Origin of the sequence: Mesorhizobium sp. M4B.F.Ca.ET.143.01.1.1, from assembly GCF_004792275.1 — a bacterium.
GTDB lineage: Bacteria > Pseudomonadota > Alphaproteobacteria > Rhizobiales > Rhizobiaceae > Mesorhizobium > Mesorhizobium abyssinicae.
Genome location: NZ_SRSR01000035.1, coordinates 1 through 14963, shown reverse-complemented (window position 1 = coordinate 14963; position 14963 = coordinate 1). Strand labels below are relative to the sequence as shown.

The window sequence follows — 14963 nt, the reverse complement described above, 5'->3', positions numbered from 1 at the left end:
ATATGCTGACGATGGCCTTGTGCACTGCCGGAGTGAACAGCAAGCCGAAGCCCTCAAGGCGGAGCTTGGTGCTCGACTGGCGGCATGCGGGCTTCAAATGCATCCGACAAAGACCAAGATCGTCTATTGCAAGGACCAAAGGCGCAGGGGCAAATACCCGAATGTCGTGTTCGACTTCCTCGGGTATCAATTCCGGCCGCGACGGGTGGCGAAGACACAGCGAGACGAGTTCTTCTGTGGCTACACGCCTGCGGCCAGCCCCACGGCACTGAAATCGATGCGAGCGACGATTAAAAGCTTGAACATACCGCGGCAGACGCCGGGGACGCTGGCTGAAATCGCCCAACAGCTCAATCCGCTCCTTCGGGGATGGATAGCCTATTACGGCCGGTTCAGCCGTTCGGCCCTGTCCACTCTGGCTGACTACGTCAACCGGAAGCTCAGGGCGTGGATCATGCGCAAGTTCAAGCGCTTTCAGTCCCATAAGACGCGTGCCAGCCTCTTCTTGAGAAAGCTGGCACGGGGAAATCCCGGACTGTTCGTGCATTGGAAGGTGTTCGGAACGAATACGTTCGCCTGATGGGAGCGGTGTGAATCGAGAGGTTCACGCACCGTTCTGCGAGAGGCCGGCAGGTGAAATTCCTCCGGCCTACTCACCCCTGGACCAAGACCAATATGGCGCCGCTCAGAGGATGGGCGCCGCGCGGCGAGAGGATCAAGGCCAAGGTGCCGCACGGTCATTGGAAGACCATGACCTTCTTGGCGGCACTGCGCCACGACCGTGTCGATGCACCATGGCTGATCGACGGACCGATCAACGGCGAGCGTTTCCAGCTCTATGTCGACAAGGTTCTCGTCCCAACCCTCAAGCCCGGTGACATCGTCATCATGGACAATCTCGGTTCGCACAAGGGCAAGGCCGTGCGCCGTGCCATCCGCTCGGCCGGCGCCAGGCTGTTCTTGCTGCCCAAATACTCCCCCGACCTCAACCCTATTGAGAAATTCTTCGCCAAGCTCAAGCATTGGCTGCGCAAGGCTGCCAGGCGAACGGTCGAGACCGTCTGTGACGCCATCGGCCAAATCCTCGGCACTGTCACGTCAACCGAATGCAGAAATTACTTCATCGAGGCCGGCTATGCGCCAACCTAAATTCATCCCGCTCTAGCGCTGTCGTTTCAGGCACCATAGGGTATGCCATAGGCTTGCCTGTTTCGAAGCACTTTGACAGCAATGCCCGAATGCGCTTGCTTATAGCTCCGGTCATCGGACTGGGAATATTCGGCGCGGCAGGTGTTTCCATTTTTCATTTATTGTCTTTAACCGCGATCAATCTGTTTCTTGTCGTTCTTGGGATGTCCGCCGTCGCAACCTGGCTATCGAAAGTCGCCGTCGACCCGCTCTTTCGCTCGCCAATCAGTCCCAGCTTTTCCTGGCTAGCTGTTGCATTTCTCCTATGCCTTTTGCCTAGCTTCGCGATCATTCCGCAGCATTATGGTGAAAGCGCCGGTCTCGGTGACCCGGCCTGGGACCATGCCAAAATAGCTATCATAGATGAAATCGCTCAAAATGGTTTGCCTCCCAGCAATCCATACTATTCCGAAGCGGGAAGTCCCAACACACTTATTTACTACTACGTCTGGCACTTCATAGCCGCGTGTTCATCTGTTGTCACAGGCGCAAGCGGCTGGGAGGCCGACATTGCTCTTACCGGCGTGACGGCCTTGTGCTCGACGTTCGTTGTAACATGGCTGGCCGTGGCACGAAGCAGACGTGCAAATGCCGCTTGGTGGGTACTCCCGCTCTTGCTTGGCGGTCCTCTTAGGCCAATCGTGCGATTTGTCTCTGGAAAGTGGCTCGACACTTGGATGGTACAGGAACACTTCAGAACGTGGATCGCTCAGGCCGCATGGGCACCCCAGCACCTATTTTCCGGAACCGTGGCTTCGATTGCCATCATGGCATATGTGCGAATTCTATATGATAATACCAGATGCAATCTGTTTCTGGGGGTATTTATGGGCGCGATGCTCGCGTCTGCTTATGGCAGTTCAACTTGGGCGGGCGGCTTCTCGCTCCTTTTGATATTGCCTATTGCAGGGATGCTATCTGCTTTGCATGTTGTACGGGAAAGGCGGTTGCTACAAGTTGCCGTTTCCACTGGGGTTATTGCTGCGGTGACTGTGCTCTGTGCAGGCGTGTTGGTTTACGAGCAGGCCGCCCTATTGCATACAAGAAAAGCCGTGGAGTTTTGGCTTTTTCCCGTGTTTGTTTGGCAGAGATGGTATCTTGATCTGCCAGGCTTCTGGGTCATATCAATATTTCTTGATTTTAACATTCTGTTCATATCTCTTTTAATTTGGGTCTGGTACAGACGATCTTTTATGGCGATGGAGTATCAACATATCGATCGAACCATAATAGTTGCTATCCTAGCTCCCCTATTTTGCGCACAGTTTATGCATAGCGTTATTATGGGTAACGATTTAGGATGGCGGGTAGTCGTTCCATCGATACTTCTGATGACGGCGATGACTGCGACATTGCTCTCCTCACAGATCTGCAAACGAACACTAATTGGGCGCCTAACAACCATAACCGCGATCGTGTTGCTGGCACCGTCAATTTTGGCAGGCGCTCAATTTGTATATTCATCCGCTTTCCAATTTCGAGTTCAAGGCCCTGAAACAGACGAGGGTACAGCTTTCCGCGAGTCTCCGCAAATGTGGGAAGCTGTTCGTCAAGTAACACCGCCGAATGAAGCGCTCGCCAATAATCCGCTTGATCTTTCAAGTCTGACGGATTTTCCGGGGAATATTTCCTGGGCGACACTGTCGCAAAGACGAAATTGCACAACAGAGATTAACCTTTTGCGTGCCTATGCAGCCCAACTCACGCCTAAACAAGCGTCAGACGCTTATAGCTTCTTCAAAGAAGTATTTGAAGGCAACATTACGGAAGCTAGGCTTAGAGTTATGAAGGAAAAATATCTTTGTAAAACGCTTGTTGTTACCGCGAGGGATGGCCTGTAGGGTAACGCAATACTAGACAGCAATTCAGTTTTCAAGCTTGTTTCCGAAAGAAGGGATAATACCAAAGGCTCTGAGGGCTGACTCTCTAGGGGTTCCCGCTTCGACTGATCCGTGATTCCTTGTCGCGAGGAGGATTCGGGCGATGGGATCAGCGGTGAAGATGCGGATGGACTATTCGGCTGTGGCGCTTCGGCGACTGGGGAAGGCGGCGAAGGACGTCAACCAGAGCACGCGCTTATTGTCGCTGGCTGGGATCATGGACGGGATGAGCCGGGAAGATGCTGCACGGATCGGCGGCATGGACCGCCAGACGCTGCGGGACTGGGTGCATCGCTTTAACGAGGATGGTCCTGACGGACTGAAAGATGCCTGGTATGGCGGACCCACGCCGCGCCTGTCGCCGGAACAGAAGGCCGAACTGGCGCAAATCGTCGAGACGGGACCGGACCTGGCGATTGACGGCGTGGTGCGCTGGCGGCGCATCGATCTGCAGCGCGTCATCGCGGATCGTTTCGGCGTCGCCTATCACGAGCGCTACGTGGGCAAGCTGCTGAAGGAACTCGGCTTCTCGCACATGAGCGCGCGGCCGCGCCATCCGGCGCAGGATGCCTGGATCGTGGAAGAGTTCAAAAAAACTTTCCGCGCACGCTAGAGGCCCACCTCGCCGATCTGCCGAAGGGCAAGCCCGTCGAGGTGTGGTTTCAAGATGAAGCCAGAATTGGCCAGAAGAACGGTGTCGTGCGGCAATGGGCGCGCCGTGGCACGCGGCCCAGGCAGCCCGCCGACCAGCGCTATCAAAGCGCATACCTGTTCGGCGCCATCTGCCCGGCGCGGCAAGGGAGCAGCCATGGCGCTGCCGTTTGCCGACACCGCGGCCATGCAGCTTCACCTCGACGAGATCAGCCGCCATGTGGCGCGCGGCGCGCACGCCGTGCTGCTACTCGACCGGGCAGGCTGGCACACGACCGCCAAGCTGAAGGTGCCGAAAAACATCACGCCGGTGCTGCTGCCATCGCGAGCCCCGGAACTCAACCCGGTCGAGAACGTCTGGCAATATCTGCGCGCCAACTGGCTCTCCAACCGCGTCTTCGACGGTCACGACGCCATCATCGACGCCGCCTGCGAGGCTTGGCAGAAGCTCATCGCCCAACCCGAAACAATCACATCAATCGGAATGCGAGAGTGGGCCCACGTCGGTCGAGCTTCATGACCCTTGGTATAAGTGGCGCATTTATCGATAATGCGCCTGGTTAGATCGTAAACTCGTAAACGGCACAGACGGACGCGTTCAAGATCGTCGTCGGTCGGCTTACTGGTTATGGTTGCGCGATGGACGATGCCCGCTCGGGTTTTCCTTCCTGATGAGGTGTCCGCCGCGCCGCGGTCGCGGCGAAATGGCCGGCGAGAACGCTACGTTCGGTCACACGCGGATTGTCAAAGAAGCGATAGGCCGCCGTCCAGTCGCCGCGGGCCGCCAGGAGTGGCTAGCAGCTGACATCTGATCCAGCAACCGTTGCAGCCGACGGGCCAGACGCTTGTCGGGAAGGGCCGCCGCAGAAAGCTCTTCCTGCCAAGCGGCTTCGCTGCTGCTGGTCTTGTCTCGCATCCCCGCCGTTTCGCGTGTTATATTAAACTGCTTGCATGGAGATGAACAGCGTAAGCGCCAATCCGGCCAATCCGGCAGTGGACATGGCGTTGCAGATCCGAAAACCGCTCCAGCAGCCCCGGCATATCCCCACCCGCACCTGATGCCTCGACAGCTTGGACCCCACGGGGGCCGCAAGGGTGGTCACCAGCCACGTCGAGCGGCTGAGCTCCAGAGAAACGAAAATCGCGCCGCACTCAACAGTCGCAATCGTATGTGCGGTGGTCATTCTGTCATTCTGGCAGTCTGCATGGCAAAGGTCTCCATCGAGAAAGTGAGCGACCCAACTCTTCCAGAGCAAGGCGCGTGCGTCTCCGCCTCATGGAATCTTCACATAGGACGGTGGCATAAGCCGGACGTCATGCCCCACCTCCTGCAGTCTGCAGCGCAGTCGTGAGCACCTGCGCAAGCCTCCATGCCAATCAAGCATCGCGGGCGCTTCTGGAAAAAACGCGAGCAACTGGCTGCGGCGAAGCTGGCGGCGCACGAGAACCCGACCGTTCTCGTTTTACACCGTGGATTTGGAAGACGCTCTTTGCGAGGTCGATACCAACTGTGGCAAGATCAGACGTGATGACTCCTCTGCGTGGGACGACAACATCCCAACTATGGCGCAATACGACGCCGGGAGCAGGAGCCATCCATACCATCAATCGAGAATGCCTTCTCAAAACTCAAGGCGCTTATGCGCGCCAAAGCAGAGCGAACCATCAAGCCCCTGTGGGATGCCGCGGCTCGATCGTCGAGCTGTTCTCACCGGCCGAGTGCAAAAACTAATCAAGGCCGCAGGATATGATCCGGACTAAGCCGGACGTGCTCTAGAAGGCGGCGTCGTAGTCCACGACAAGGCGATCTCCAGCGGGCCGCGACTGGCAGGTGAGCACGAAACCTGCCTCCCGTTCCCATTCTTCGAGCGCCGCATCGGATTCTGTTTCGACGTCGCCCTCGACGACCCTGGCGACGCAGGAACAGCACGTGCCGCGACCGCAGGAATATGGGACCGCGAGCCCGCTTCGGCGGGCAGCATCGACGACAGTCTCGCCCGGACGGGCATCGATGACGATGCTGCGACCGCCCAGCCTGATTTCGACATGCCGCGTCGAGGTATCCGCTTCGGGCAAGATGTCCCTCGGTTCTGACCTGGCGGCTGCGGGACGAAAGAACTCAGCCAGGATCTTGTCGGAGGCTAAGCCCTGTCTCTGAAATGCTGCGCTCAGATTCGCGACCATTTCGGGCGGTCCGCATAACAGAGCACGATCGATCACCGACATCGGCATGTTCAACTCGCCAAGAATGGAGGTTAACGTGTCGCCATCGATCCTGCCCTGTCCGAAACCTGGCCCGCCATGTTCTCGCGAAAGAATGTGACGCACCAGCAGGCGGGGCGAGAAATCCTGCTCAAGCTTGGCTATCTGTGTCCGGAAGAGAATGTCTTGTCGCCGCTTGTTGCCGCAGACCAGGAGTAAGCGGCTATGCGATTCGCGCGCAAGCACGGTGCTCGCGATCGATAGAACCGGAGTAATTCCGGAGCCCGCTACCGCCGCAAGCACAATACGACCCGCCTTCGGTGCGGGCGGCAAGACAAATCGGCCTCTCGGCTCCATAACTCCGATGACGTTGCCTGCCTGAAGGAGCCGGTTCACGAAGGACGAGAAACGCCCGCCGTCGATCTCTTTCACCGCCACCCTGATCTCGCCGTCGTCGACGCCGGAACAAATCGAATAGGCGCGCCTCACCCGCTCGCCATTGACCTCAGCCTCCAAGGTGAGGTATTGCCCGGGCTGGAAAACAAAACGTGCCTTCAGCCCTTGCGGGATGTCGAAGACGATGGAAACTGCGTCCGGCGTCTCCCGGCGGATTTCGCTAACGGTCAGTCGGTGAAGCATAGGGAGAACCGGTTCGAATGATGGCGCAGCCACTCGGGCTCGGCATGCCCGCGCTGGCGGCTGGCATGCCCAGCGTCAAGGGCGGACATTCCTGCTCAGACCGCTTCAGCAGCCTGGAGCACGCTGCAGGCCGACGAATAACCCTTTGTGGGAAATTGCCAAACGGGTGCGTCGGTACCTTCGCCAGTGATCAGGGAGCGCATCTCCGCAAGATATGTCTGAACGAAGAAGGATGGTTGGGGTTCAAGCTCGGTGTAGGGCCCGGGTCGGTATGCCTTGGAGGCGATGCCTGCGGCATTGTCCTCGGTGATCTTTTTGTCCTGGACTGTGGTAACGTCCCACATCCAGGTGATCGCGTCGGTGTTGATGTCGGGGGCGGCGTTCTGGTCGACAAGCCAGGTCAGAATTACGTCGGTTTCCCTCGCGCTGCGCGGGATCATCTGAAACAGTGTGACATAGTCGTTTGCCGCGCTGATAAATGAGAGGCGGCCGAGCCGAAACCCGGTCTCACCGCCGTCATAGACGCTTCGCCCACCCATCAAACAAGACACAGACTGACCGTCGTCGGAGAGAGTATCGCGACCGCGGCCGATCGGCTTGCGGTACATAGCAAACTGCACCTTGTCGAGGCCACCGGGCTCCCATGCCCCCTTATTAAACTCGGTATCGCCGATGACGCTGTGCCAAGCGTCGAGTTCTTCCTGCCATTCGGCCGCCTTGGCTTCATCGCGCATAGAAACGACTTTCACGTAACTATTCGACCTAAAGTATTCGGGATGAGCCGGCCGGCAATGATAGCACTCGCTGAAGTTCTCGACCACGAGCTTCCAATTGGCTTTGGTCGGGTAGCTCTTGCGAGCGGCGATGCGCGCGCGGTTTATGCCCATGTCCCGCAAACCGCTGTCCAGTGCATCGGCGAGAGGCTGAATACCCGGCAGGCTGGCCTCATCGAGGCCGCAGAGCACTAGCCCGCCGACACATCTTGTCGGGACGCGATGCAGGCCCAGCGCCTCCGGATCGACATTGTCGGGCACGTCCTGCCGCGTCTGCAATTCCCCGGTCAGTCGGTACGACCACGCATGATAGGGGCATACCAACAGCCGCCCACGCCCGTCCTTTGTGCATAGCCGGGAACCGCGATGGGTACACACATTGTAATAAGCGGCTACGTCCTCTTCCGCCTCACCAAATCGGACCACTATGATTTCCTCGTCGAAAAGCTGACGCACGATATACCGACCCTTTTCGGGGACCTCGCTTACATGGGCGACAAGCGTCCACTGGCGCGGAAACCACAACTCACGTTCGAGCTCGAAAATTGCCGGATCGATATAAAACGCCTGCTCGAGGGACCAGCCGAGGCGATGACGGTCGACCAGGTCGACGACCCCCGCTCGGTCGGGCGTCAATTTGGTTGTCGTCGTAGCTTGCACCGGAGAACTCCTTCTAGCTGGCTTCAAACGATAACTTTTCGTCATGAGTATGCTAAAAAAGAGCCCATGTTGCAAATATAGCTATGAGAGGCTATGATAACAAAAAGGCATTACGGGCGAGGCGCAGACAATTGCATTGAAGACGCTGAAGACATCGCTGCCGCTACTCAACGCCATGGTCGCCTTCGAGGCGGCGGCGAGAAATGGAGGGCTGACGCCCGCAGCCGAAGAACTCAAGATCGCCCAATCGGCAGTCAGCCGGCATATCGCTAATCTCGAGCGGCAACTTGCGGTCGCCCTGTTCACGCGCAGGGGCAACCGAGTCATCCTGACCGAGGCGGGCAACAGCCTTGCCGTGGCGATCCGCGACGGCTTGGGCACGATCAGGCAGGCGGTGGAAAGACTGCAGGCTCCAGATCGGGATACCTTTGTGGTGGGCTGCAGCTACGACCTGCAACAGATGTGGCTGATGCCCCGTTTCGACCTCGTGGCATCACGCGTTCCCAACGGCCAGGTCATGTTGCTGACGTCCTACGACTACAGGGACTTCGATCAGCCTGACGTGGCACTTTCCCTCCGTTTCGGAAGGCCCGAGGACTGGCCGGGCCTCATAGCCGCCAAGCTGTTCGAAGGTGAGTGGTTCCCAGTCTGCTCGCCAGCCTTCCTTGCTCAGTATCCGGCACTCGCGTCGGAGAACCCGAAGGCCTTCCTCGATGTCCCGCTTCTGCACTCGACCACGCAGCCTGGCGCCGTTGACAGTTGGGAATCTTGGATCGGCACCGAGCGCAAACTCGATGGCCCACGGTTCACGAACTATCTGTCAATGATGCATGAGACCATTGCAGGCCGGGGCGCCGCTCTCGCCTGGGTGGGCTTCATTGAGGAGCACATTCGGCTCGGCCGGGTGGTGCGCCTCACCGCCACGTCGCGGCGACACCAAAGTTCTTTCTACATCGTGACGCGGAAGAAGAGCAGTCCTGCCATCCGGGCTGTCGTGCTGGCACTTATGCACTCAGTCGAGCATCATCCGCAGCGGCCTTGAGAGGTTCCTGTTTTGGCGAATGCGTAACCGGCGTTTGCGAAGTAGTTTCTTGCATCAAAACTCGCCACCAAGCCGCCTCTCACGAAGATCATTGAAAAGAGGCCGGCTCATCAGGTGTTGGCCTCCAATCACAACCAGCATCTTCAATCACAAAACAGGCAGGCCGGAGAGAAGCGCCGAGCAAAGTAGGGCAGCGGCAGACCTTTTATGGTGGATGCAGCCTCCAAAAAATTTCTGCCGCGAGCGTGAAATGCATCTAGTAGTTAGGTCTGTCAAACCTTAGAAGCCGATTAACCAGCAACATTGAGCCACATGGCCCGTCTGTGCGGAGATGGGGGCAAATGGGCGGAGCCACCAACTTATCACGCACAAGACTGATAGGATTTGCAATCAAGAAACCTTCATTTCACTAAGCTTGGAGGATGAGATCGGCCGCTCGTTCGCCCATAGCGACAGCGGTCGCGTTCATCCGCCGCTTCCCATCAAATAATATGCGGGAGCCAATGGCGTGGGTTTCCATTCGTAGGTTGCGATTCTTCTTCAAAGCCGGGCGTAGGTACGCTGACGCTGTACTCGCTCTGAAACGGCCTTTCCGGTTCTGTTGGAATAGACTAGCACCGTCACGGATCGGTGCATTCATATCGGTTACTTCGTCGTATCCGGCTTGACCGGCCGCCCGCACGAAGTCCCGGGCAAGCGGATGTATGGTCCGAAAGGCAGAGACAGACACCGGACCCCCGCGGTGTTGCGATGGCTCACCTGCAAAGGTCTCCGCCTTCCTGAAGTAAGGAAGCAACTCAAGAAATCCCACCCCTCACAGCCCAGGTCATGGCCCAGCGGTCGTATTCGGCAGCCTGACCACGAACGAACAGGATCCCATTGATCGAGCTGCTGCCTCCCAGACCCCTTCCCGCAGGTAACGTCATTATTCTGTTGGACGTCATAGCGGCAGGCTCCGAACTGTACATCCAGTTGAATCGATTATCCTTCAGTAAATAGAAGTAACCAGCCGGAATGTGGATGAAGGGGTGCCAGTCCCGCGGCCCTGCTTCCAACAAAAGTACTCGCGAAAGGGCATTCTCAGAAAGCCGGCTCGCAACGACGCACCCCGCCGAACCCGCTCCAACGACGCAATAGTCGGTTTCAATGTCCCAGACACGTTCCATCCCGCTCCACTCCATTCCAGCAATGATAGTTACGTTCCACACAGAACGGTATGATGCGGCAGCTCGCCCCTCGGCAACTGAAACGAAAGCACCCAGCGTTTGAACACAACGCCCGATCCGTCACTTGGCAATAAGACGTCAGGCGGACATTAAGCTCGTGCCTAAGTCGTTAGGCTTGCATCTTTGCACGTCTGTCTCGATGGTCTTTCTAAGACCTGAATCATGTCGCCACCACGGTGTAATCGGCACCTGGAAGATCGGACCCTGCCAACTTCTGCGTCTCGAACAGCCATTCTCTTTCAGACAGCTCGATGTCGTTCGTGGCGCAAGCGTATTCGAAGGCATGGGCCCGGAAGCGTTCGCCCTCCTTGATCAATGGCACGGCCGAACCGCCGGCGCCGGGCGTCGTGAACTGGATGCCGTTGTCGGTGAGCACGGTGTGGATCTTGTAGGGAACGGCCGCGATCAGGCGCAGCAGGAAGTCTCTCGAGACGGCGGTGGTGGCCTTCTCGTGCAGTTCGACGAAGGCGAACTTCGAGGTGCGATCGATGGCGACGAACATGTGCAGCTTGCCCTGTTCGGTGCGCACCTCCGGCGATGTCGATGTGGAAGTAGCCGATCGGGTAGCTCTTGAATTTCTTCTTCGCCGGCTTGTCGCCTTCTACGTCCGGCAGGCGGCTGATGCCGTGGCGCTGCAGGCAGCGGTGCAGTGACGAGCGCGTGAGGTGTGGGATCGTCGGTTGTAAGGCGTAGAGGCAGTCATCGAGCGGCAACAGAGTGTAGCGCCGGAAGGCAAGGATGACGGCTTCCTCCTCAAGAGAGAGCACAGTCGATCTCGGCTCTCTCGGACCGGTCGGCAGATCGGCCACCGAGGTCCGCTCTCGCCATTTGGCGACGGTCTTCTGGTTAATCCCGTAGCGTTTGGCGAGGCCCCTCAGGCTCTCTTGATGGGGTCGTCTAATCGCGATCGTTGAGTCAAGCACCTTTATAGTTTCTGAGAGGCGTATGCCGGGTGCAGGGTCGTCTTCGCGGTCGACATTGGGCGCCGCATGATGGAGCTTCGCGGGAGGAGCCTTCAAATGTGGACGACGCACTCTGCTGAGCCAGCGGTGCACCCCATCAAGCGGAATGGCTCTGCCCACGTCCCGGCAGGGACGTCTCAGCGCGCTCGGTGACCGAACGCTATTCCTAGGCCATCACGCTGTGGCGCCGGCGGTCCGGTCGAAGAATTCACCGGCCTTCAGCATCGCGTGCATCGTCACGGCCAGTTTGCGGGCTACCGCAACAGCAGCTCGTTTGAAGCCGATCCGCTCGCGGAGTTTGAGGCCCCATGTCCGCAGGGCGCTGTCGGCCGAGCTGCGGGTCAGGATCACCGTGGCGGCTTCGTAGAGAAGCCCTCGCAAATGACGATCGCCACGCCGGGATATGTGGCCGTCATAATCGACCTCTCCTGATTGGTAGCGGCGGGTCGTCAGACCAAGCCAGGCGCCAACAGAGCGGGACTTCTTGAAGTTGTTGGGATCTTCGATGGCGGTGACGAAAGAGGTCGCGGTGATCGTGCCGACGCCGGGGATCGACATGAGGATCTGACACGCTTGGCTTTGGCGCGCGCCAGCAACAAGCTGACGCCCGAGTTCAGCGGCACGAATGCGCATGCTGCGCCAGGCTTCCAGCATCGGCACCACGATAGGAGCGAGCCCTTCCTGATCGACAAGGAGACTGCGGACATTCTTCTCGAACGTGCTTCCCTTGCCTGCGGGAACGAGCAATCCGAATGTCTTCATGAGCCCCCGGATCTGGTTTGAAAGCTCGGTCGTGATCCTGACCAGCCTGGTGCGTGCCGCCACGAGCGTGCGGGTCAGCATGCTGTCGAACCCCTTCACCCGCACCTCACGAAAGAAGCCCACCTCTGCAAGATGCGCCAAACCGTCGGCGTCGTTCGCGTCGGTTTTATTCGCGGCCATGTCGAGTGCTGCTTTGGCATGGCGAGCATCGATGCAGATCGCAGGCAACCCCTCCGCGCGGAGCGCATGATAGAACCACACGGATAAGGGGCCGGTCTCGAACACCACTCGTTTGGTGGACGGTGCGCGTTTTTGGATAAGGTGGGCAATGAGCTTTGGATCAGAGGCGCACTTCCCGCGCCAGACGCGCTTGCCTTCACGTCGGATCGACACCGCTGTCTCTTTCATCGACACGTCGAGACCGATATATTCTTCCATGGCTGTTCTCCATTTGATGCTTGGGCCCGGCGTCCAGTCGTGAGCCCGTATTCCATCCTATCGGGGAACAGCCACCCTCCAAAGCCTATGATGTATTCAGGGCGAGTCGCTCCCGCGATTACCCCATGTGGACGGCGCCCGCAACGGCATCATCCTCGTGAGAGGCGTGCCAAGATGGCTGCTGTCGAGCACTCATCTGAAGGAGCACCGTCCATGGAAAAGACTGACATCGAACTCAATGCTGTAGCCACCGTCGGCCTCGATCTATCCAGGTCCACGCTGTCGACGCCAGCAGGCCGGTGATGTCGTCGGCCGCCACCGCATCGACATCTTCTCGCCGCCGCCCGGCGACAGCGAAGTGAAAAGCCATTTCGAACGGCTCAATTCCAATGAGACGAAAATTGCGCCAAGATCAGTCCGGATAGCGCTCGGCGTTTGGGATAGGCTTATGGGACCTATCATGCTGGGGCCGTTTTCGGTCCGTCGCGTCGCACTCGGTAGCCGTTGAACAGCTTCATCGTGTCGTACAGCCACGCCCTACTCCACCGTTTCCAGCCCTCTTGTTGCCGGGCCTGCGCCAGATGGCGCCTGACCTTCGTAGCTGAAGCACTCACTCGAGTGTCCAACCGCGAAGTAGTTCACTCACCCTCGGAGCATCGGATTGATCAGGCTTATCACCCTGACACTCGGCTGCGACCGGTAGCGGCGAAACACCTCCTTGAGCGCTCGCAAAAGTGCCGTCCGCTTTTTGAGCTTGGGCGTGTGGCGCCGATGCGAACCCGCTCCGCAACCAGCATCCCGTAGACCTGTGCCAACTTGGCCTGCAGCAGGCCGCCGGTCAGCCATGGCCGTCGGCTTCGCCGAGAAACGCCCGAAGCGCCCGACCCACCATGGCGCTGATCGTCGTTCCTTACCCTTCGGCGGCATCCGTGAGACAGCGTGAAGGATCAACTGCCGGGCCAAGATTTTATGTCGATAAGTCGTGGCTTGGCCGGGTGCCCGGGTCATACGCCGAGAGAAGAAGCATCTACTGCCGGTCGGCTCTCATCTCGCGAGGTAACCTTAGCACCTCATTTTGGCCAAACCGGTGGAACCAGGACGCCCGGACGCTCATTCCAAGTAACCGGTCGGAGGAAGTCATCCCCCATTTCCAATTCACAGATGTTGCCAGTGTCGACTCGGGCCAATTGCGCTACCGGAAAATCTCCAAATTTTCCCATAAGGAGACGTCCTATACACTTGAGAGGCCCATGATCGGTGACCACGAGGATGGTTTCGGTGGATCGGTAAGAGCCCTTGAGATCCATAAGGAAGCTGTCGATCGCGTCAAAATAAACATTCTCGTCCGTCTTCCAGTTCGATTTAGGCCATATACTACGCCGATACCAATCGAAGAAATCACGGGCGCCAAAACGGCGGACCACTTCAACATTGGAGAGGCCTTCCCAGTCGCCATAATCTATCTCGCTAAGCCTCCAATCGGGAATGGGAGGCTGCCTTGCACCCGAGGTGGCCAAAGCGATCTCTGCATACGCGCTTGTTCGTCGCAAAGGACTGCAAAATGCAGCGGATGGTATGCGAGTTGCACTCCGCAGTGCGGTCCCGAGTCGCCGTGCCTGACGTTCCCCTTCCAAGACGAGAGGAGGATCGGCTTGGCCACCTAACCATATCGCTTTCGCGCCGGGCGAAAACGTATTTCCGTGTCTGGAGCAAATAATCTTCATTTTCCATTACATTCCGTTGAAATGGCTTTTTTATATTGTCGTTTTGCCTTACATTGCACGTGAAATATCCATTAATATTTGTTAACAAATTTGCAAAGAAGGAAGTGTACGCTGATATTCATGAGCCGCTCCTCCCCTTCTAACGCTCCTCGAACAAGAACGCGCCAAATCAATGGAAGACGAAATGCGAACAGGAACATTTGCGAGAACTACATTTGCAACTGATAGAAACGGCGACTTGGTCGTGCCATTGTGACACGCTTCATCTCGGACCCGGCCCACGTGTCAGATCTGGCCCCGCCGATGAGCGGTGGTTTTCTTCTGTCGATCAGATGTGTGGTTACGAAGCTGGAAAGCGTCAAAAGGTCGTTGACACAGGCAAGTTTTAGGGACCGTTCGCCCTGCGCGACCCCGTCAATTACTGCTATCGATCTGGCCGGCCGGCCGCGCCGACGTGACTTCAGATTACCATGAAGCCTGAGGTGTTCGTTGGCGACTGATGCCAACCTCATCTGTCAGCTTGCTGATGGTTTCGCCCGCCTCCATGCGCTGGAGCAGCTCCAGCTTTTGGTCCTCATCAATAACTCTTTGCCCCGGCCATGCCCCAGTTTCCTCTCCTTGCAAGGAAACTGTCCGCGTTTTCCTTGTCTCAGTCGGGGGGGGTGCATTCCACCACTGTCCGGGAATTAGGCCTAGTCTTACTGAGTCAGAAAGTCGCGGATGCGGGGGGATTCGCGCTGGTTGCGGATTTGTTAGCGTGCTGATTCGTGATCAGGGAAGCGCCCCGCCATGCCCGACTGGACAGCCGAGAGTGAA

At 57.9% G+C, this 14963-nt stretch carries 7 protein-coding genes and 6 pseudogenes; 6 read left to right on the top strand and 7 right to left on the bottom strand.

Annotation, left to right across the window (positions count from 1 at the left end; all coding sequences use genetic code 11):
- The 4 genes and pseudogenes from EN786_RS35355 to EN786_RS35335 form a co-directional block, all read left to right on the top strand.
- The coding region (locus tag EN786_RS35355) for a group II intron maturase-specific domain-containing protein (protein WP_246688836.1) at window positions 1-580 on the top strand (580 nt) is incomplete at its 5' end.
- Between the two features lie 80 nt (window positions 581-660).
- Window positions 661-1149 (top strand): annotated as a pseudogene (locus EN786_RS35345) (IS630 family transposase); the annotation flags it as partial.
- Window positions 1150-1202: 53 nt separating this feature from the next.
- Window positions 1203-3029, top strand: coding sequence for a hypothetical protein (locus EN786_RS35340; protein WP_189524366.1), 1827 nt, complete (start codon window positions 1203-1205; stop codon window positions 3027-3029).
- Window positions 3030-3171: 142 nt separating this feature from the next.
- A pseudogene (locus EN786_RS35335) lies at window positions 3172-4239 on the top strand (IS630 family transposase).
- 763 nt (window positions 4240-5002) lie between these two features.
- Here EN786_RS35335 and EN786_RS35320 read toward each other — a convergent pair.
- Window positions 5003-5249: pseudogene (locus tag EN786_RS35320) on the bottom strand (IS110 family transposase); the annotation flags it as partial.
- A 77-nt stretch (window positions 5250-5326) separates the two neighbouring features.
- On the opposite strand from EN786_RS35320, the pseudogene EN786_RS35315 reads away from it, so the two are divergent.
- A pseudogene (locus EN786_RS35315) lies at window positions 5327-5480 on the top strand (IS630 family transposase); the annotation flags it as partial.
- Between the two features lie 12 nt (window positions 5481-5492).
- Here the strand turns inward: EN786_RS35315 and EN786_RS35310 are convergent.
- The gene (locus tag EN786_RS35310; protein ID WP_135909926.1) at window positions 5493-6560 is read right to left on the bottom strand and encodes a 2Fe-2S iron-sulfur cluster-binding protein; all 1068 of its coding nucleotides are present in this window, start codon (window positions 6558-6560) and stop codon (window positions 5493-5495) included.
- 95 nt (window positions 6561-6655) lie between these two features.
- The gene (locus tag EN786_RS35305) at window positions 6656-7993 is read right to left on the bottom strand and encodes an aromatic ring-hydroxylating dioxygenase subunit alpha (protein ID WP_189524365.1); all 1338 of its coding nucleotides are present in this window, start codon (window positions 7991-7993) and stop codon (window positions 6656-6658) included.
- Between the two features lie 136 nt (window positions 7994-8129).
- Here EN786_RS35305 and EN786_RS35300 point away from each other — a divergent pair, with 136 nt between their 5' ends.
- The gene (locus EN786_RS35300) at window positions 8130-9035 is read left to right on the top strand and encodes a LysR family transcriptional regulator (protein WP_135909922.1); all 906 of its coding nucleotides are present in this window, start codon (window positions 8130-8132) and stop codon (window positions 9033-9035) included.
- A 797-nt stretch (window positions 9036-9832) separates the two neighbouring features.
- On the opposite strand, the gene EN786_RS39395 is transcribed toward EN786_RS35300, so the two are convergent.
- From EN786_RS39395 to EN786_RS35275, 4 genes and pseudogenes are all read right to left on the bottom strand, one after another.
- Complete coding sequence (locus EN786_RS39395) at window positions 9833-10201, bottom strand: GMC family oxidoreductase N-terminal domain-containing protein (protein WP_189524364.1); 369 nt, start codon at window positions 10199-10201, stop codon at window positions 9833-9835.
- A gap of 325 nt (window positions 10202-10526) precedes the next feature.
- Window positions 10527-11190, bottom strand: a pseudogene (locus tag EN786_RS35285) (DDE-type integrase/transposase/recombinase); the annotation flags it as partial.
- Between the two features lie 207 nt (window positions 11191-11397).
- Window positions 11398-12423 (bottom strand): IS110 family transposase, encoded by a 1026-nt coding sequence (locus EN786_RS35280; RefSeq protein ID WP_135909916.1) that lies wholly within the window; start codon window positions 12421-12423, stop codon window positions 11398-11400.
- A 324-nt stretch (window positions 12424-12747) separates the two neighbouring features.
- Window positions 12748-12885: pseudogene (locus EN786_RS35275) on the bottom strand (IS110 family transposase); the annotation flags it as partial.
- Window positions 12886-14963: the final 2078 nt, after the last annotated feature.